The organism is Synechococcus sp. R55.8 (assembly GCF_047461895.1).
Taxonomy (GTDB): Bacteria; Cyanobacteriota; Cyanobacteriia; order Thermostichales; family Thermostichaceae; genus Thermostichus.
Genome location: NZ_JANSIB010000003.1, coordinates 13,863 through 32,006, shown reverse-complemented (window position 1 = coordinate 32,006; position 18,144 = coordinate 13,863). Strand labels below are relative to the sequence as shown.

The following is an 18,144-nucleotide window of genomic DNA, read 5'->3' as shown; positions in this document are numbered from 1 at the left end:
GGGCTTACTTGTCGCGATTGAGGGCTAACCCGCTCATGAAGGGCTTTTGCAGGACAATGAACACCAGCAGCGGCGGGATACTGGCGATGATCGCTCCCAGCATCATGGGGCCATAGGAGGCCGAGCTATCCAGATTGAGCAGGGATTGCAGCCCCACCTGCACCACTTGTCGCTCTCGGCCTTGCACGATCAAGCGGGGCCACAGGTACATATTCCAAGCGTAAACGAAGTGAATCACCGCCTGCGCCCCGATGGCGTTCCAGCTCAAGGGGATCAGCACCTGGGTGAGAAATTGCAGCGGGTTGGCCCCGTCCAGTTGGGCCGCCTCCGCCAGCTCGCGGGGAATGTTGGAAAAATGCTGGCGAAACAAAAACGTGGCCGTGGCGCTGGCCAGAAAGGGCACGATTAAAGCGTAGTAGGTGGATCCCCAGCCCAAGTTGGTGACCAACCGCAGCAGGGCAATGATCAAGATTTCTGTGGGCATCATCAGCGTGATCAGCACAAAGCCAAAGGCCAGCCCTTTGCCGGGAAAGCGGAAGTACACAAAGGCCAGCCCGGCTAGCAGCGACAAAACCGTCTTGCCCACGGTGATCGCCACCGCCACGATGGTGCTGTTGACCATGTAGTGGCCCAAGTGCCGCGCCACCATCACCTGATGCCAGTTGAAGGCAAAAGAGGAGCCAAAGGTCAATTGATAGCGGAACACCTCGGCATTGTTCTGGGTGCTCACGAGCAGGGCGTACAACACCGGAAATCCCAGAACCAAGCAGGCCAGCACCAGGCCCAAATGCACATACCAACGCTCCGGGATCCAGCGCCGCCAACGCCAGGGAGAAGGCTCCACCCGAGTTGAACTGGGCTGGGCTACTTGAGAGCGGGGATCCTGCAACAATTGAGCCATAGCACCTCCGGACAGCAAACGCTGATGAGCAGATGGAGTTTCTGGGTCGATCTTCGGCTTCTCTTGTGAGGATAATCTGCCAGAGTTAAGGGCAACCTAAGGAAGACCGGTCGCGTTAGCGGTGCAAGCACCTCTGCCCAGACTTGCGAGTGCTTTCACCGGCGATGGGGAAACGGGTAGAGTAGAACAGCAGTATCTGGATAACCCAAGAGAGGATCCCATGACTCGAGGCTTTGGCCCCTTCGGCAAAATCCAAGAAGCGCTCAAGAAAGCCCAAGAGGTGCGCGATGGCGCTCAAAGGCTGCAAAAAGAGCTAGAGGAGATGGAGATCGTCGGCGAAGCCGGCAATGGGCTGGTGAAAGTGACGGTAAACGGCAACCAAGAACCCCTTAAGGTCTCTCTGGATCCCCAAGTGCTCCAGGAGTCGGTGGATGTGGTAGAAGACTTGCTCCTGACAGCAATGGTGAACGCCTACACCCAATCTGCTGAGACGATGCGCAAACGCATGGAAGAGCTGACCGGAAACATCAGTCTGCCGGGGTTGGGACTGGGTTGAGCCCCGCCTCCTTAACTCTCTATGTACACTCGCCCCTTGGCTCGCCTCATCGAAGAGCTGCAACGGCTGCCCGGCATTGGCTCCAAAACCGCTCAGCGCCTAGCTCTCCACTTGATCAACCGGCCTGCCGGCGAGATCGAGGCCCTGGCCAAAGCCCTGCTGGAAGCCAAGCAGACGGTTCGGCACTGTTCCATCTGCTTCAACTGGTCAGCGGAGGATCCCTGTGAGATTTGCCGTTCGCCACAGCGGGATCCCTTGCTGTGGTGCGTGGTGGCCGATGTCAAAGATTTGATTGCGATGGAACGCACCCGCGAGTTCAAGGGGCTCTACCACGTTTTGGGCGGCCTCATCTCCCCCATGAACGGGATCGGGGCCGACCAACTGCACATCCGCGAGCTGGTGGCCCGGGTGGCACGGGAAAAACCGCAGGAGCTGATCTTCGCCCTCAGCCCCAGTGTAGAGGGAGAGGTGACCATGCACGTGGTCAAGGATTACCTGAAGCCAGTTGCCCCCACCTTGCGCATGACCCGCCTGGCCTTCGGCCTGCCCATGGGATCCGAGCTGGAATACGCCGACGAGGTCACCCTGGCCCGTGCCCTGGAAGCCCGGCAGGAGTTGTGAGCCGCCCAGCCCATCAATCGCAGCCGGTTACCCCCTCCGCGCAGTAGGTGCTCCACCAGGGGTTGAAGTTGGCAGGATCCTCCGGCAGAGTGCTGATGTTCAGAAGTTCCTGGAAGCTGCTGTTGCGGCCTCCGTAGCGCAGGTGCATGTGCACCGGATCCCCGTGGGGTGCCCGCAGAATCACATAGGTGAAGGTCTCGCAACTGGCGTCTGCTCCAGGCTGCAACTGAAACAAATCCCAGATGGAACTTAAGGAGCGCTCAGGGTAGTAGAAGGGATCCGGCGCAGCCCCCCGATAGGCGTAGCGACAATTTTCCGCCAGGGGCTTTTTCCCCTCCAGATCGGCGTAGAAGGAGAAGAACTCCATCTTCTCAAACTTCACCCGCTTTGGATTGCGCGGATCGTTGGCCGATTGTTCCAGGGACGTATCCAGAGTGAAAACACCATCAATTCCCAGGTAGGGCACTTTATAAGCATTGGGGGACACAATCTGCAGCTCTAAGGCTGCCGCAGCCGCTCCAAAACCCAGGAGACTCAAGCTGCCGATCAGCCAGGCTAGGGCCGTTGAAGAACAAACTTGACGAGAGGGCATAAAACTTCGTCGTGCCTGTATTGTGCAGTAAAGTCCAGACCAGTCTAAGAAAAGCTTTGAGCTCGTACTATCCCACTGGGGGGCATTTTGCGGAAATTCGCCAGCTGCAGGTGCAGCTCTGGGGAACGGGATCCCATCTGGATCCCAACAAGGCAGTAAAATTGAGGTCAGGCTCACCGTAGAGGTGCCAGGTTTGCTGCCAGAGCCTGATATCTGGAAACTGATTTTGAAAGCGAGGAAAACCCCGTGGAGCTAGCTGAGATTGAGGAGTTGATGAACAAAGCTGTGCAAGCCACACAGCGCTCCTTTAATACGGTACGCACCGGGCGGGCCAATTCCAGCCTGCTGGATCGGATTCAGGTGGAGTACTACGGCGTGCCCACTCCCCTGAAGGCCCTGGCCAGCCTCACCACGCCAGACTCCAGCACTCTCTTGATCCAGCCCTTTGATCCCTCGACCTTGGCGGCCATTGAGCGGGCCATTGTTGCCTCTGACCTAGGTCTAACCCCCAGCAACGACGGCAAGGTGGTGCGGCTCACCATTCCCCCCCTGACGGAAGAGCGCCGCAAAGAGCTGAGCAAACAGGTGGCCAAGCTAGCCGAAGAGGGGCGAGTCTCGATCCGCAACATCCGGCGGGATGGCATCGACTCGGTGCGCAAGCGAGAGAAAAATGGCGAGCTGTCTGAAGATGAGTCCAAAAGCTTGCAGGATGCCATCCAGAAACTAACTGACCGCTACATTAAGAAGATCGATGAGCTGCTGGCAGAAAAAGAAAAGGAGCTGACGACCCTGTGAAGGCTCCTTGCTGGCATCCTCCCCACTCTACTGGATTGCTTCTGCGCAGCGGTAGGACGGGGTTATGACCCAATTTTTTGATAAAAACCCGGACACCCGTCCTGAAACTTAGCTTCGAGGTTTTCACTTGCCCCTCGGAGTTGAGCAGCCCTTCATTTCTTCTTGTCCGATTCCAACAAGAGGGATCCCGGCTTAGGCCAGGATGGAAGGGGGGAAAACGACAACTCTTGCCGCAATGGATCTGGTCCTGTGCCATCAATCGGCGGATTTCGACACCCTAGGGGCGGCGGTGGGAGCGGCGCGCCTGTATCCGGGTGCCCGCATCGCCTTGACCGGGGGATCCCTGCCGGGGGTGCAGGAGTTTTTGGCCTTGTACCGAGATGAATTTCCCCTCATTGAGTTGCGCTCTGTGGATCCGGGACAGGTGCAGCGGTGGATTGTGGTGGACTGTCACGATCCGGATCGCTTGGGCAAAGCTGCCGCTTGGTTGAGCGTCCCCGGCACCCAAATCGAGATTTTCGACCATCACCTCAGGGATCCGGAAACCCCACCGGATGGCTTTTGGCCGCAGCAGCAGGTGAACTGTCATATCGAGGCCGTGGGGGCCACCTGTACCTTGCTGGTGGAGCGGCTGCAGGCTGCTGGGATCCCTCTCAGCCCTTTTGAGCGGCTGGCGCTGGCTTTGGGCATTCACATGGATACGGGATCCCTGACCTTCCCGGAGACCACCGCCCGCGATGCTGCTGCCCTGAGCTGGCTGTTGGATCAGGGGGTGAACCTGGTCTTGTTGCGGCGCTTTTTGGGGGATGGCCTCACCCCAGAGATGCGCGAGCTGCTCAGCCAGGGGTTGGCCCAGATGCAGGTGCAGCAGGTGGGGGAGTATCGCCTGGGAGAATGGCTGCTAGAGCTGCCGGAGTTTGTGCCCGGCTTGGCCGGCCTGGTGATGCGGCTGATGGATCTGACGGGAGTGGATGTGCTGCTCTTGGTGGCGCGGCAGGGGGAGCGGCTCAGCCTGATCGGGCGGGCGCGGCAGGAGTTTGCCCAGTTGGGCAGGGTGATGGCCCTCTACGGCGGCGGTGGACACGATTGTGCTGCAGCAGCCACGTTAAAAGCCAGCCCAGAGCAGCCTTTGCCCGACCCGGCCCAAGTCATGGCGGCCCTCAGGCAGGCTGTCCAAGAGCGGATCCCGCCCCCGGTGACGGCCAAAGATTTGATGTCGGCCCCGGTGCGCACCATCCGACCGGAGATCACCATCGACGAGGCCCAGCGGGTGCTGCTGCGCTACGGCCATTCCGGCCTGGTGGTGGTGGACGCTCAAGGTCGCCTGGTGGGGGTGATCTCGCGGCGGGATATCGATATCGCCCTGCATCACGGGTTTGGCCATGCCCCCGTCAAGGGCTACATGACCACCGACGTGAAAACCCTCTCCCCCGACACCCCCTTGGCGGAGATTCAGCGGTTGATGGTGCAGTGGGATATTGGCCGCCTGCCGGTTCTCCAGGATGGCCAGTTGGTGGGCATTGTAACTCGCACCGATGTGTTGCGGCACCTACACGAGTTGCCGGCCCTCTCACCCCAGTTGGCTCTGCCCACCCTTTCCTGCCCCTTGGATCTCACCTTCGCGGCCCTGTCGGAGCGGCATCGACAGTTGCTGGAGCAGGCCGCCCACATCGCCGATGAGAAGGGCCTGAGGTTGTATCTGGTGGGGGGAACGGTGCGGGATCTGCTGCTGCACCGGTGGGGACGGCAGCCCTCGCCCAACCTGGAGCGGCTGGATCTGGACTTGGTGGTGGATGGGCCCTACTCTTCGGCCCCGGATGGGACGGATCCCCCGGGCTGGGGCTTGATTTTGGGACAAGCGCTCAAACAGCACTTCCCAGAAGCGCGGCTGGAGATCCACGGCAAATTCCAAACGGCGGCCTTGATCTGGCCAGGCGGCTTTTGTGTGGATATCGCCAGCGCCCGCACGGAGTTTTATCCCTACCCGGCCTCTCCCCCCGAAGTGGCCATGGGATCCATTCAGCAAGACCTCTATCGGCGGGATTTTTCCATCAACGCCTTGGCCTTGCGCCTCAACGGCCCCCAGCGAGGACAGGTGCTGGATTTTTTCGGCGGACAAGCGGATCTGCAACAGGGGATCATCCGGGCATTACACCCCAACAGCTTCATCGAGGATCCCACCCGCATTTATCGGGCGGTGCGCTTTGCGGTGCGCTTGGGCTTCGCCCTGGACTCGACCACAGAAAAATGGATCCGCGCTGCCGTGGCCAGTGGTCTGCACGATGCCGTCGGCGGGGATCGCCTCAAGCAGGAGCTGGCCTACATTCTCGGATCCCGCGATTGGCCCCAAGCCTTTGAGCGGCTGGCAGAATGGGGGGCTTTGCGCTGTATTCACCCCGACCTGGAGTGGGATCCCTCCCTGTGCCGGCGGTTGCAACGGGTGGGCCGCTGGGCTTATCACTTTCGCCGCCGCTATCCTGAGCTGGGATCCCAGGAGATCTGGCAACTGCGCCTAGAGGCTCTCCTCCTCACCCTACCCCAAGCCCCCCAGGTGGCCAGCCAACTCCACCTCACCCAAGCAGGCATCGAACGCCTCAGCCATTTCCCCCATTACCAAACCCTGTTGGCCCAACTGGATCCCAGCACCCTCTCTCCGGCCCAGGTGGTGCAACTGCTGCAGGGGCTGCGGATCCCGGCGGTGATTTTGTTGGCCGGGATCGCCCCCAAGCCGGCCCGGCGGCTGATCTGGCGCTATTTGCAGGAGTGGTACTGGGTGAAGCCGCTGCTCAACGGCCACGATCTGCGTCGTCTGGGTTATAAGCCAGGTCGCCCCTTCCAAGCCATTTTGGAGCAACTGCGTTGCCTCACCCTGAACGGCGAACTCACCACCCCGGCAGAAGCCGAAGCTTGGCTGCAAGAACACTTCCCCCTGCCACAGGCTGGGCCAAAGTAGAAGGTCGAATCAGTCGAAATAGAAGAGAGTCACCAACTTGTGTTGCTCCTCGGCGTGCTTGCAGGCATCCAGCAGCGTGACGCTGTCGTGGAAAACAAAGCAGATCAACTGCTGGCACTTGCCGATGATCTCCAGGTTGCACAGGCGGCTGGCCTCCGCCAGGGGAAGATGGTCGTTTTCGGGATGTTCCACCAGATGCAGCACCTGCTCCAGGCTGGCCCGCGACTCTGCCGGCTGTCGCTCCAAACTCTGGGGCAAGATCACCGTCAAGGACTTCATGTCCGCCCGCATCGCCCCCCGAATGACGGCCAAGTTGGTGCCAATGGCCCCAGAGGTGAGGATCTGATTGCCGGTAAGGGCCAGGGCATAACTGAGGGTCTCGATCAAATACTGGTGGGTAATGGGCACATGACGACTGCCCAGGATGGCCACTCGCTTCGGCCCAACTTGCTGAATGGCGGCCAACTCCTGCAAAAACGTATCAACGCTGGTGGGGACATCAATAGACTGGGTCAACGGGATCCCTCGGCAAATTCTCAAGATCTGGGCTAGGCTATGCTATCTCAAATTTCCGCTTTGGGATCCGGCCAAGTTGAAGCTCTACGGCTTCAGCCCCAAACTTTTGGTGAAGTGCTAAGGCTGTCTGCAGCAAGCTGGGCTTGGCTTTGCGCAGAAGATCCCGCCTGGATGTGGATGGTGTAGCTCATACTGCTGTGAACGCCCTTGCCCAGCCAATGGCCGTAAATGGGAGCGGCATCTCTGGGGTAAGCGCTGGCCGCCAAAGCCACATGACCATCGGCCACGGCCAACCCCTGGGTGGGATCAAAGCCCCGCCAACCGGCCCCTGGCAAGTACACCTCCGCCCAAGCGTGCAAATGACGGCGCACAGGCTCTGGGGGTTCTCCACCCCTGCTCTCCCCCGAAGGCTGCGAGGGGCTGACCTGGTAGCCACTGACAAAGCGCGCGGCCAAGCCTACCGTACGGCAGACCTCCATGAACACCAGGGCCAAATCGCGGCAGGCTCCGGTTTTGCGATGCCAGGTCAAGCCGGCAGGCCAGGGATCCCCCTTTTCCCGCAAGATGTGGCGGCATTCTGAATAGATGCGCTGGTTCAGCGCCGGCAGAAAAGCTGTCGTTTCCCCCTGCACGTGATCCCATAGCTCCCAGGCCAAGGCCTGGATGCCGGGATCCGCCTGAGCCGTCAGATAAGGCTGTAATTGGGCTGCCAGCGTGCTGGGATAGTCGATGGGGAGATGGGTGGCCCAATCGCAGAGCAGGTAGTCGAAGGGATTCTGCCGCAGGGTGAGCACCGTGGCCTGAGTTTGGATGCGCAAGTGCTCGGTGGGATCCCCAAACCAGAGCCGAACCGCCGCGTTGCCCTCCAGGTCCACCAGCGCCGATTGGCCCACCGGCTGCGGATCCACCTGCAACTCAAAAGCCAGGAGAGTTTGGATCCCGTCGCAGCGCGGTCGCAATCGCACCGTGTGGGGCTCCAGTTGGACTGGACGACTGTAGCGATATTCGATGAGATGGCGGATCTGAATTTGCACAGGCCAAATGACGGGCAAGAGGTTTCACCACAGGCAGCCGAGCCTTGAGATTAGGCAACCCACCCAAACTGCTCTCGAATCAAAGCCAGGAGGTAGCTGTATCCTCTGCCGGGGAGCTTTGAAACTTTATCTGAGTTTGAGATCTCCGAGAGCTCTGCCCTGCCTCCCCAATCATCGAAACCTTCAGCTTAGAGCGAATATACTCCCCGGCCCGTACAGGAGCATAGCGAGGGGGGTTTGCTGCATTCTGGCATGTGGGCAGGCATTCAATCCAAGCCCCAGCTTGCTCAAAGGAAGAAACTGGAGACATAGCCGACATAGAGACAGGTGCTCAGAACAGCTCCTACCCTACAAAGAGAACTTGCCCCAAGACTGTGTGGGCGGATACCCCCTCAAAGCCAGCGCCAGCTCAACCCCATATCCAAACTAGGGATATTCTTGCTTGGCCTGTTGCCAAAGGACTTCCAGCTCCTGGAAACTGCGTCCTTTCAGAAGGGAGCTTATGCCATCGCCGGGCAGGGATCCCGCTGGTTCCTGAGCCAGCTCTTCCATGCGCAAAAAACGGCGAGCAAAGCGCAGGTTGGTTTGGGTTAGAGCTTGGGCAGCATCCAAACCATACCAACGGCCCAAGTTGACCAGGGCAAAAAGCAGATCCCCCAGTTCGGCTTCCTGCCGAGTTGGATCGGGGGGATCCCTCTCCAATTCTCGACGCAGCTCGGCTTCTTCCTCGCGGATCTTGGCCCAGATCCCCTCCACCGTTGGCCACTCAAACCCTGCCCCCACCACTTTGCAGGAAATTTTCAGGGCAGCCATTAGGGGAGGCAAACTTTGGGCATAGTGCAGCAGTTTTTGGCCAAGGCTTTGATCCGGTCGCTCCCCTTGCTTGATCTGTTCCCAAGAGCGGTGCAACTCCGGAAGATCTGCCATCACAGCATCCCCAAACACATGGGGGTGACGGCGGATGAGCTTATCGGCAATTCCCGCAGCCACAGCTTCCAGATCAAAGTGGTTCTGCTCGGCAAAGATCTGAGACTGCAACACCACCTGCAACAACAAATCCCCCAGCTCTTCGGCAATTGCTGCCGGATCCCCGGCTCGAATGGCAGCTACCGTCTCATACGCTTCTTCAAGAATGTAGGGGGTAAGAGACTCTGGAGTTTGGGCCCGATCCCAAGGACACCCGTCGGGAGCGCGCAACCGAGCAACAATAGCCGCCAAACGACTCATGTGTGAGCTAGAGGCGGAACGCTCCAGATAAAGGTGGGCAAAATGGCCCGTCGCTTGAGGATCCCAGCTTTGCAGCGTCAATGGGCCGGCCACCACCTCCAAGTCTTCTGTTAGCAACGTAACAGACTGGACAGGAGAACAGATCTGTTGCAAAACACTGCGCAGCTTCGCCAGATCCTGGCCCCCACAGCTTTTCAGCAGCAGGGATCCCTGCTCAGCAGCGAACCACCGAGCCAGAGCCTGTTGCCAGTTGGGCTGAAGACTATCCAGCGTTTGCAGCATGATCAAAAGGGTAGGCGCGGCCCAAATCCAAAAGGCGGCTGAGCTGCTCCAGATCGATGAAACTCAACTCCAAAAGGATCATCAGCAACGGCCCTTGCTGGCGATGCTGCAGCTTCTTGGCCAGGCTCAGTTGAGAACGGTCGATAATGCCCGTTTCCAATAGATATTCCTCAAGGGCTGGGGGGGGAATGGGATCTAGCATGGTCGTTTCGCAGCGCTGAAGTAAGGACGAGTATGAAAACTGAGAAGATAGCAAACCAATGTAACTATTCTTAACACTTCTACAGAATTTCGGCAAAGATCTGGCTGGTGCGTAGGCCGAAGGCGAGCTTGCTAAGCGCTGCGCCCACAGCTCCAGGACAAGAGAACCCCTAAATTGCCTCGGCAAATGAGGTTTCCGTATCCAAGGACACAAAAAATGGGTACCAAGAGTTCATGGTATGGTAGCAAATTGGCGATCAGTTGGCAGCACCCCGAAAGGCCGACTGCTTTTTCTTTGTGGGAAAAACCAACTCACCTTGCAAGATGTTACCTTTTTATCTCGTTGAATCCTCGTGCTTGATAAAAATCTTACAACAATTCTTCGGGGATCCAATCTGTTCGGCTCCTCTGGGATCTGCCCTAATGCTGTCATCCTGCTCGGGTTCGGTTTTGGGCATACATCGTCCTACGTTCAGCTAAGCTAGAGACACTTGCCACATGGACTCCCGTTATGTCTGAAGCCCAGGGTTTACTGCCGGTGGGGGCAACGGTTCAAGTGGTGGAGATGCCTCCTTACCTAAAAACGGCTGACCCAATGCCGATGTTGCGCCCGGCCCATTTGATCCGCTTGCACGAACAAGGGGTGATCCTGCAGCGGCGGCTGTTGGGCACCTACAGTGTGCAGTTTGCCAATGGCATCTTTCTCATAGACGGAAAATATCTCGCGCCGGTGGGATCCCTGTCCTGACACGCCCATCTCTCCTCCGAGCCAGCTGGATGGGTTTGCCGGCCTTTAGAACCTTTGGGAGCTGGCAGCTTTCTGCAGAAGCGAGCCTTCAACTGGCCGGCGGACTTTCGCGATAGCCTGAACCGCGGCTAGCCGCTTCTGACGCTTCAGCGAGCTCAGTTGCTTATTCCCGTCAGCGGTGTCGAAGTAGCTGACAGACCTGCCCAGCTTTTGGTAGCTGGTTTTGCGATCTGCCACCGCCGCGCTGTAGAGGGCTCAGCACATCCGCCCCCAGTGGTGCAAGAGTTTTTCTTGCTGGCGACTGGGATAAAGCTGGGCCGCGGCAGCGTTGCGTAGCCACAAAGTGACGCAGGGGGTTACCCTGCCATAGGGTGCCAGTCCGCTGCGCTGAGACTGGAGACTGCCGCGCATCAGGTTAACTCATGTTAATTTGGGGGCGTCTTCCTCTTCCATCCTGCGATCTCTATGAGCATTCAACTTCCCCGCTGGCTAGAGCTGGCCTTGCCCTTCTTTCATCCTGTGCTGATGATTTTGGCGTTTGCGCTGGCCCTGTATGCCCTTTACCTGGGTCTGCAAGCGCGACGGGTGCGCACTGCCTCGGCAGAAGAACGCAAAGAGCTGATCAAAGGGAAGTTTGGTCAGCGGCATTTCCTCGCCGGATCCCTGTTCTTGGTGTTGATGGTGTTCGGGGCGCTGGGCGGCATGGGGGTTACCTACCTGAACAATGGCAAGCTGTTTGTTGGGCCTCACCTGCTGGCTGGGTTGGGCATTGTGGCCTTGGTGGCCAGCTCTGCGGCTCTAGCACCGCTGATGAAAGACGGGCAAAAGGTCTGGGCGCGTAATGTGCATGTCCTATTAAACGTGGTGATCCTGGCGATCTTGGGTTGGCAGGCGGTGACCGGCTTTCAGATTGTGCAGCGCATCGTCAACCAAATGCTGACCACACCCTAGGTGGCTTAATCTCCCCGAAAGACCCATGCAACCCTGAACAGGGCTGAGCTTTGGGAGGACTTTGTCCCGCTGGTGCGAGCCGAGAAGTCCGTCGACCCAAAGACTTCGGCCTCCCCTTTTCGGAACCCAGAGCTTCATCATGTCAGAATGGCAGAGCAGGCGCTGCATCCTTCGGCTGTAGAGGGGCGCAGTCTTGTTGCCGATACCCAGTTAACGCAACGGTTCTCCCTATGTCGGTTAGCCCTCTTCCCAGTTGGGTCAAGCGTTCCATCGGCAAAGCCAGCGAGACTTCAGCGGTGCAGCAGGTGATCAAGCAGCGGGGCCTGCACACCATTTGTGAGGAGGGGCGCTGTCCAAATCGAGCCGAGTGCTACAGCCAAAAAACCGCTACATTTCTGCTGATGGGAGGGATCTGTACCCGCGCCTGCTCTTTTTGCCAGGTGGCCAGTGGACGGCCCGCACCGTTGGATCCCACAGAGCCGGAGAAAGTGGCCGAGGCGGTTGAGCTGCTGGGGCTCAGCTATGTGGTACTCACCTCGGTGGCCCGCGACGATCTGCCCGACCAGGGATCCGGTCGCTTTGTGGAGGTCATGGAGGCAATTCGGCGGCGCTGCCCCGGCACCCAGATCGAGGTGCTCACCCCCGACTTTCGCGGGGATCGCGAGTGCATTGCCCGTGTGGTGGCTGCCCAGCCTGTTTGCTACAACCACAACATCGAAACGGTGCGACGCCTCTCCCAGGCAGTACGGCGCAGCTCCGGCTACGACTTGTCCTTGCGGGTTTTACGAACGGTCAAGGAGCTGAATCCTGGATTACCCACCAAGTCTGGGCTGATGCTGGGGCATGGGGAGACCCGCGCAGAAGTGCTGGAAACTTTCCGGGATCTGCTGGCGGTGGGATGCGATCGTCTGACTCTGGGGCAATACCTGCAGCCTTCCTTGGCCCATCGCCCTGTGGAACGCTACTGGACTCCGGAAGAGTTTGCCGAGCTGGGCCAGATAGCCCGCCAGATGGGGTTTCGCCAGGTGCGCTCAGGGCCATTGGTGCGCAGCTCCTACCACGCTGCCGAAATGGTTGAGAACTAGGCCAGGGAGCTTGGCAGAGAGGCTGTGCAGTCTGTCATAGCCAACCTTTCCCGTCCGATCAAGGCACGAAGGCCCGCTTCCAGGCCGAACGCTCGGGCTGCAAACCGGCTGAGCACCTGTGGCGCCAGGGATCCCAGGCGATACAGGCTGACCCCCGCTACCAGACCCGGCAAGAGGCCGTTGCCCCAGCCTCCCCACAGCCAGGAACTCACCCCTTCCGCCAGAAGCAGCAAAGCCCCATTGAGCAGCAGCGGTCGCCACAGCCCCTCGCGAAAGGAGACCAGCCCCCTCCACAAGGCCGTCCGGGGTAGGTGAAGCCGCACTCCCAAGCCCAACAGCCAAAGGCCATCCAGCAGTGGGGCCAACAGCAAATCCAACCCCAGCGGAGCCAAGCCCACCACAATCCCCTTGCCGAGGGCGACAGCTTGGCCCCATTGCTCCACAAAGGGGGCATGGTGCTGCCACTGTTTTTCCAGAATCTGGGCCTGAACCCGGTCCAGCCGCTTCAACACATTCAAAGCCAGGAGGGATCCCGCCTCGGTTTGCAAAATCTGCAGAATTCGCCCCCGCAAGGCTTCAATTTGGGGTGCAGGCCGTTCCCATTCCAAAGTAATGCGGCCATCCGGCCAGTGGGTGCGGACTTTCAGAGGTTTTGGGCAAGCGGCCACGGTCAAAATCTCCTGCGGCGATACCCAGCCTAGGTGGCGGCTGATCTGGGCACAAATGGCCTGCAACTCCGCTTCGGAGTAGAGATCGCATTTGTTCAACACCAGCAGGATGGGCTTGTATAGAGTGCGCAGCTCCGAGAGAGCTTGGTATTCCAACTGGGTCAGGTCGGTGGCGATGACAAACACGATCAAATCCGCCGAGCGGGCCACATCCCAGGCCAACTGTTCGCGGGCTTCTCCTTCCACTTCGTTCAAACCCGGAGTATCCACCAGCCTCACCCGCCAAGGGATCCCTGGCTCCGGCTGCCACAGCAGGGATTGGGGCTGCTGAGTGACCCCATTGAGGGGGCCCACCTTCAATCGCTCCTCGCCGGTTAGGGCGTTCAGGACGGCCGACTTGCCACGGTTGACCAGCCCAAACACCGCAATGGAAAACAGCCGCGCGGTGAGGCGCTTGCGCAAAGTGGATAGAGCCCTGAACTCCGGTTGTAAATCCCGACGGCTGGCCAGAGATTGCCAATGATCCCAGCACCTTTGCAAAACGGTTTCGGCTTGGGTCAAGGGAGTGGTCATAGACAGGGGCAATGGACTAACCCTCACTCTAGAGGGAATTGCCCCTCAGGGCTAGCCGTTTCTCCCCCCCAGCGTGGGGAATCCAAACCCCACAAAATAGGGCATGATCACCCTAGGGTTCCGCCGAATCTCCTATGCTGTACCGCCTTCCCCAATCTCTGAAATGGCTTCGTGTGGGTGGATCCCATCGTTCTAAGCAAGAGCGCCAGATCGTGCGCAGCCTGCTGGCCTTTGCTGGGGCGCTGCTGGTTATGGATGTTGTGCTTCTGAGTACTCTTCGTTAGTTCAATTGGCTTGCCTGAGTGGTTTTTGGGATGCGCACCCACCACAAATGGCGTCGAATGGCGTCTTGAATAGCGTTTGGGGTTGACCGAGCAGCTTGGGAGATTTCTATTCCGAATTGCAGCTGGCGAACCCAGTCTCCCCTCCCTAGTTGCGGGAGAGGGGCTGAGGGCAGTCGCATTCGCGTGGCAGATCGGAGACCAAAAGTAGCACCGAGCACCAGGGGAAAGCCAACGAAGCTTTCTCTGCCCGCTGCAGGAGAGGCGGAATAACTGTAACTCTGGCGGGGAAAGGAATAGGATGCTACATTCTGTCTTCCTTGCAGGAGCTTAATCTGGCTCTCAACATCTCTACATGCTACAATTCGCCCTGTGCCAAGAAGTTTTGAGGTAAGCGCTATTCATGCAAGCCATGGAAAATTCTAAAGCTGAGGCTCTACAGCCGCGAGTTCTCTTAGTATGGCAAAATGTGGTGGACTACCTCACATTCCCGGTTTTTTCCAATAAGCAGGTAACCCTGTGTCCGGGATGGGCAGCGAAGGGGTGTGGCTTTAACTTTTACAGCATTCCTCAGGGGCTGGTTGAGTGCCCCTTGGGAGACTACGATCTTTACGAGTTTGTGCATCGTTCGAATCAGATTGAAGATAAAGAGTTTGATTTAGTAGTAGTTAACTCTTCTATTTTCGACTCATGTAAACCTTTCAACACCAAAAAGTTCGGCTGTCCAACAGTTTTGTTAGCTGGAGATACCCATTGGGGATTTCCTCTATATGGTCACAGAATAGCACCTATTAACTATCTCTTAAATTACTGCAGCCAAGAGAACTTTGACTATGTAGTCACTACTTACAATCGGCAGCATCTACACTGGTTTGTTTCAGCAGGGATCCAAAATGCGGCGTGGCTGCCTTTGATGAATATGTACGTGGTCACTCATGAGTGGGTAGAGACAAGAGAAAACAGAATTGCTTTCTTTGGCCACATCGGTAGCTTTCACCCAAGGCGCTCTTTCCTGATCAATGCTCTGAGAGAAGCGGGTTTGCCTTTGATTGCTAAGTCAGGAACTAGAGAAGAGGGAGCTCATTTATTTGCCCACTCCTTGATCTCTTTTAACTGTAGCCTAAATGGCGACATTAACTTGAGGAACCTTGAAATTATCTCTGCAGGGGGCTTTCTATTGACAGATCGCCTTTCATTTGCATCTGGTTTTGATGAGTACTTAGTTCCCGGACTATATTGCGATACCTACAACTCTTATTCGGAGCTAGTAGAAAAGATTAAGTTTTACTTAGAGAACCCTGAATCAGCAATAGAGATTGCCAAAAGAGCTTATGAGAAGTTTTTTACCGACTGGCATCCAAAGTATCGAATGGCCGATCTAATGAATTGGATATTTAATGGAGAGCTGCCCGATTTTTACGCAGCAAAATCTGATCCCCGCTTTCTTATCAGCACCTCCTCTAGGGATTTGATAAACACACGTCTGGCTATTTACGAGTCTGCTCAGGAGCTACATCGACTGCAGGAGCAGCCAAAGGTGCTCGTTGGCCGGAACTGTCCTCCAGTGATTGTGGCCGATTTGCTAGACCTGCAGAGGTTAGATCTCTATGTTGAGCCTGGTTTCCCCCTATCTGATCTCCCAAGCGATGGAAAAATCCTGTCTCGTCTCCACGTAGCCAATATAAACTCTTATGTCAAAGAAAAGTGGGATCTTCTTATTGTAAAGACAGACGACCAATTGACAAAATTCGGTTTTGTTTTTTCCTCTAGATTTGTCTTTATTTTAGGAAGTGAAAATCAAATTGCTTTCTCCAACACAAAGGACTTATTTACTTAGTCGGCTGTTAATAGAAGAATGGGAACTCTAATCCGTCAGATACTTCACGATAGGATTTAGCCTATAAGAAATCCACAAGCAGGAATCGGGGGAGCAGCAGCTTACCGGGGTATCCAGACCCAGGCCTGCCTTCTATCCTGCTCGACTGGAACTCTTGTACTTAACTCTCCAAAGGGGCTTTAACAGGCAAAAAGCTGCCCGGGATCCCTTGTGCTGCGGGGATGGGGGTCGGATCGGGAATAATGGAAGCGGCCCAAGCCGGGGGAGTTGGGTTTTCTCCGAGCTGAGGTCGTTGTTTCCCTTCTCTTGAGGCCGGCTATGGTTTTGCAGGAGGCGGCGGGCGTGCCCCGCATCAACGCGCGCGAGTCGGATGTTTTCGACATTTTCAACCTGAAGCATTATCTCGGCCCTAACCCCTATCTCAATACAGCCGCTTTCACCTTCGACTTTGCCCTTACCCAGTGCCCACAGCCGCTGCCCATTGATGTCTACCTGTCCAAGGTCTGCTTCCATTTCCCCCAGTTGCAGGAGGGATCTTATCCTTCCTACGCCCACTTGTTTGCCCGGCTGGTGACGGAGGTGAACCGGTTGCAGATGGATCTCCACTTGCAGCGGTGGAGCTGTCATCCGTTTTCAGAGTATGTGCGCATCGCGGTGCAGACCTTACATGGCCGTACCACTCGTGCTGCGGTCTATTTTGCTTGGGATTGGCTGGAAGCCATCACCCAAGGACAGCCCTTCGATTTTGAAGGGGAGATGCGCCGCCTGCAGCAATTGTTTCGCGACTCGGTGTACGGCGGGCCGACGGTCTATGCCCTCTTGCGGGCTGCTCACGAACGCGGGATCCCGACCTACTACCTGTGGGATGAGGGGGTGATGCAGTATGGCTATGGGCGCAACCAGGTGCGAGGGGTGGCCACCACCTTTCACTGCGACAGCCATCTCGACTCTGACTTCACCACCCGCAAAGACGATTGCAAAGCCTTTCTGGCGGCGCAAGGGTTCCCCGTGCCCCAGGGAGAGGTGGTCGCCTCTTTGGCAGAAGCTTTGCAGCAAGCGCAAGAAATCGGCTATCCGGTGGTGCTCAAGCCGGTGGCCGGCCACAAGGGGATAGGGGTAACAGCAGGCATTCAAACCCCGGAAGAACTGGCCTTTGCCTACGAGGTAGCCGTGGCAGCCCTTCCCCCTGAGGAGCCCATCCGACTGATCCTGGAAAAGCATCTGCAGGGCACTGATTTTCGCCTGTTGTGTGTGGGAGGCCGCTTTGTGGCGGCCACGGAACGACGCCCCGCCTCGGTGACGGGAGATGGCCAAAGCACCATCGGGCAGCTCATCGAGCAGGCCAACCGGGATCCCGTCCGTTGGGATACCCCCACTTCTCCCCTGGGGCCGATCCAATGGGATGAGGCAATGGAGCGCTTTCTGGCAGAGCAAGGCTTGACAGTGGACAGTGTGCTGGAACCGGGGCGGACGGTCTATCTGCGCAAGGTATCCAATCTCTCGGCGGGAGGAGTGAGCCGCGATGTCACGGCCACCGTCCATCCCGACAACGTGGTTTTGGCCCAAACCATTGCCCAGCAGTTCTCGCTGGTGTGCTTGGGCATCGATGTCATTGCCCCCAGCCTGGAGCGCTCCTGGAAAGAGAGATCCCTGGGGATCATCGAGATCAATGCTGCGCCAGGTGTGCTCATGCACCAAAAACCTGCCATTGGCGCGGGAGTGGATGTGCCGGGGGCAATCCTCGACCATCTGTTTCCCAAGACGGCCCGCATCCCGATTTTGACCTTTAACCGCCTCACCTTGGCGGAGGCGCACACCTTGGTGGAGCATATTTTGTCCCACCGCCCCAACGCATGTGTGGGATCCGTCTGTCGGGAGGGCGTGCTGCTAAACCACAGCTCTAGACCCCTGCAGGGCAGCCTCTTTCGCCAGGTGAAAACCCTGCTGCGCCATCCCCAACTGGATCTGCTTTTGGCAGAAGCCGACGCAGAGACCCTGGAGCGGGAGGGCTTGGCCTACGAAGGCAGCGATCTGGTGGTGCTGCGGGATCCCTCCGATCAAGAGCTGCAAACCCTGAAACGGGATCTCAACCCCGGCGGCGCCCTCTTCCTGCAGCGGGGATCCACCCTAACTTTGACGGTGGCGGGCCAGGCGGAGCGATTTGAATTGCCGGGGACAGACCTTCAGATGGGGATCCTGCTGCGCTCCATGACCCTGCGGATCATCTGCAGAACCATTAGCCAGATGCTGAAGAACTGGTCTGGCTGAGGGGTTTTGGATTTTCTTCAGATTCTTGTAAAAGGGTAGGCAAAACAAGGGATCC

The 18,144-nt window shown here is 57.7% G+C and carries 16 protein-coding genes; 9 read left to right on the top strand and 7 right to left on the bottom strand.

All coding sequences use genetic code 11. The annotated features are described in order from the left end of the window. Positions 1-4: 4 nt before the first annotated feature. The gene (locus tag NW829_RS00605) at positions 5-901 is read right to left on the bottom strand and encodes a carbohydrate ABC transporter permease (protein WP_414416210.1); all 897 of its coding nucleotides are present in this window, start codon (positions 899-901) and stop codon (positions 5-7) included. A gap of 220 nt (positions 902-1,121) precedes the next feature. On the opposite strand from NW829_RS00605, the gene NW829_RS00600 reads away from it, so the two are divergent. Together NW829_RS00600 and recR are read left to right on the top strand one after the other, a co-directional pair. After that, entirely contained in the window at positions 1,122-1,457 is a 336-nt protein-coding gene (locus tag NW829_RS00600) for a YbaB/EbfC family nucleoid-associated protein (protein ID WP_011434432.1), read from the top strand. A gap of 21 nt (positions 1,458-1,478) precedes the next feature. Then, positions 1,479-2,078, top strand: a complete 600-nt coding sequence (recR, locus tag NW829_RS00595) for a recombination mediator RecR (protein WP_414344525.1) — start codon at positions 1,479-1,481, stop codon at positions 2,076-2,078. A gap of 13 nt (positions 2,079-2,091) precedes the next feature. Here the strand turns inward: recR and NW829_RS00590 are convergent, their stop codons facing one another. Next, the gene (locus NW829_RS00590) at positions 2,092-2,670 is read right to left on the bottom strand and encodes a hypothetical protein (RefSeq protein WP_414329036.1); all 579 of its coding nucleotides are present in this window, start codon (positions 2,668-2,670) and stop codon (positions 2,092-2,094) included. Between the two features lie 246 nt (positions 2,671-2,916). Between NW829_RS00590 and frr the strand changes: the two genes are divergently transcribed. Together frr and NW829_RS00580 are read left to right on the top strand one after the other, a co-directional pair. Next, positions 2,917-3,465: a ribosome recycling factor gene (gene frr, locus NW829_RS00585; RefSeq protein WP_011429597.1), complete on the top strand. Its 549-nt coding sequence runs from the start codon at positions 2,917-2,919 to the stop codon at positions 3,463-3,465. 235 nt (positions 3,466-3,700) lie between these two features. Next, positions 3,701-6,418, top strand: a complete 2,718-nt coding sequence (locus tag NW829_RS00580) for a CBS domain-containing protein (protein WP_414416209.1) — start codon at positions 3,701-3,703, stop codon at positions 6,416-6,418. A gap of 9 nt (positions 6,419-6,427) precedes the next feature. On the opposite strand, the gene NW829_RS00575 is transcribed toward NW829_RS00580, so the two are convergent. The 4 genes from NW829_RS00575 to NW829_RS00560 form a co-directional block, all read right to left on the bottom strand. Further along, positions 6,428-6,934, bottom strand: a complete 507-nt coding sequence (locus NW829_RS00575) for a hypothetical protein (protein ID WP_011429595.1) — start codon at positions 6,932-6,934, stop codon at positions 6,428-6,430. 92 nt (positions 6,935-7,026) lie between these two features. Next, on the bottom strand, positions 7,027-7,986 hold the full coding sequence (locus NW829_RS00570) for a transglutaminase family protein (protein WP_414416208.1): 960 nt from the start codon (positions 7,984-7,986) through the stop codon (positions 7,027-7,029). A 408-nt stretch (positions 7,987-8,394) separates the two neighbouring features. After that, positions 8,395-9,477 (bottom strand): nucleoside triphosphate pyrophosphohydrolase, encoded by a 1,083-nt coding sequence (gene mazG, locus NW829_RS00565; protein ID WP_414416207.1) that lies wholly within the window; start codon positions 9,475-9,477, stop codon positions 8,395-8,397. Next, positions 9,458-9,679 (bottom strand): DUF2949 domain-containing protein, encoded by a 222-nt coding sequence (locus NW829_RS00560; protein ID WP_041436895.1) that lies wholly within the window; start codon positions 9,677-9,679, stop codon positions 9,458-9,460. Before NW829_RS00560 ends, mazG begins: the two co-directional genes overlap by 20 nt. Before the next feature lie 510 nt (positions 9,680-10,189). Between NW829_RS00560 and NW829_RS00555 the strand changes: the two genes are divergently transcribed. The 3 genes from NW829_RS00555 to lipA all read left to right on the top strand — a co-directional run bounded on the left by NW829_RS00555 (position 10,190) and on the right by lipA (position 12,462). Beyond that, positions 10,190-10,426 carry a DUF3148 domain-containing protein gene (locus NW829_RS00555; protein WP_011429589.1) on the top strand — a complete coding sequence of 79 codons (237 nt, stop codon included), beginning with the start codon at positions 10,190-10,192 and terminating at the stop codon, positions 10,424-10,426. A 465-nt stretch (positions 10,427-10,891) separates the two neighbouring features. After that, on the top strand, positions 10,892-11,377 hold the full coding sequence (locus NW829_RS00550; protein ID WP_414416206.1) for a DUF4079 domain-containing protein: 486 nt from the start codon (positions 10,892-10,894) through the stop codon (positions 11,375-11,377). A gap of 230 nt (positions 11,378-11,607) precedes the next feature. Then, positions 11,608-12,462, top strand: a complete 855-nt coding sequence (lipA, locus tag NW829_RS00545) for a lipoyl synthase (protein ID WP_011434441.1) — start codon at positions 11,608-11,610, stop codon at positions 12,460-12,462. On the opposite strand, the gene NW829_RS00540 is transcribed toward lipA, so the two are convergent. Continuing rightward, the gene (locus NW829_RS00540; RefSeq protein WP_414416205.1) at positions 12,459-13,703 is read right to left on the bottom strand and encodes an Era-like GTP-binding protein; all 1,245 of its coding nucleotides are present in this window, start codon (positions 13,701-13,703) and stop codon (positions 12,459-12,461) included. The two genes, lipA and NW829_RS00540, sit on opposite strands and share 4 nt — an antisense overlap. Positions 13,704-14,387: 684 nt before the next feature. Between NW829_RS00540 and NW829_RS00535 the strand changes: the two genes are divergently transcribed. Both NW829_RS00535 and NW829_RS00530 read left to right on the top strand, forming a co-directional pair. Next, positions 14,388-15,821 carry a glycosyltransferase gene (locus NW829_RS00535; protein WP_414416204.1) on the top strand — a complete coding sequence of 478 codons (1,434 nt, stop codon included), beginning with the start codon at positions 14,388-14,390 and terminating at the stop codon, positions 15,819-15,821. 318 nt (positions 15,822-16,139) lie between these two features. Beyond that, entirely contained in the window at positions 16,140-18,089 is a 1,950-nt protein-coding gene (locus NW829_RS00530; RefSeq protein ID WP_414416203.1) for an acetate--CoA ligase family protein, read from the top strand. Positions 18,090-18,144 lie beyond the last annotated feature (55 nt).

What these genes read in the sequence shown, in the direction of transcription:
- NW829_RS00605 (WP_414416210.1), bottom strand. Translation starts at nt 901, where the DNA reads ATGGCTCAATTGTTGCAGGATCCCCGCTCTCAAGTAGCCCAGCCCAGT.
- NW829_RS00600 (WP_011434432.1), top strand. Translation starts at nt 1,122, where the DNA reads ATGACTCGAGGCTTTGGCCCCTTCGGCAAAATCCAAGAAGCGCTCAAG.
- recR (WP_414344525.1), top strand. Translation starts at nt 1,479, where the DNA reads ATGTACACTCGCCCCTTGGCTCGCCTCATCGAAGAGCTGCAACGGCTG.
- NW829_RS00590 (WP_414329036.1), bottom strand. Translation starts at nt 2,670, where the DNA reads ATGCCCTCTCGTCAAGTTTGTTCTTCAACGGCCCTAGCCTGGCTGATC.
- NW829_RS00580 (WP_414416209.1), top strand. Translation starts at nt 3,701, where the DNA reads ATGGATCTGGTCCTGTGCCATCAATCGGCGGATTTCGACACCCTAGGG.
- mazG (WP_414416207.1), bottom strand. Translation starts at nt 9,477, where the DNA reads ATGCTGCAAACGCTGGATAGTCTTCAGCCCAACTGGCAACAGGCTCTG.
- NW829_RS00560 (WP_041436895.1), bottom strand. Translation starts at nt 9,679, where the DNA reads ATGCTAGATCCCATTCCCCCCCCAGCCCTTGAGGAATATCTATTGGAA.
- NW829_RS00555 (WP_011429589.1), top strand. Translation starts at nt 10,190, where the DNA reads ATGTCTGAAGCCCAGGGTTTACTGCCGGTGGGGGCAACGGTTCAAGTG.
- NW829_RS00550 (WP_414416206.1), top strand. Translation starts at nt 10,892, where the DNA reads ATGAGCATTCAACTTCCCCGCTGGCTAGAGCTGGCCTTGCCCTTCTTT.
- lipA (WP_011434441.1), top strand. Translation starts at nt 11,608, where the DNA reads ATGTCGGTTAGCCCTCTTCCCAGTTGGGTCAAGCGTTCCATCGGCAAA.
- NW829_RS00540 (WP_414416205.1), bottom strand. Translation starts at nt 13,703, where the DNA reads ATGACCACTCCCTTGACCCAAGCCGAAACCGTTTTGCAAAGGTGCTGG.
- NW829_RS00535 (WP_414416204.1), top strand. Translation starts at nt 14,388, where the DNA reads ATGCAAGCCATGGAAAATTCTAAAGCTGAGGCTCTACAGCCGCGAGTT.
- NW829_RS00530 (WP_414416203.1), top strand. Translation starts at nt 16,140, where the DNA reads ATGGTTTTGCAGGAGGCGGCGGGCGTGCCCCGCATCAACGCGCGCGAG.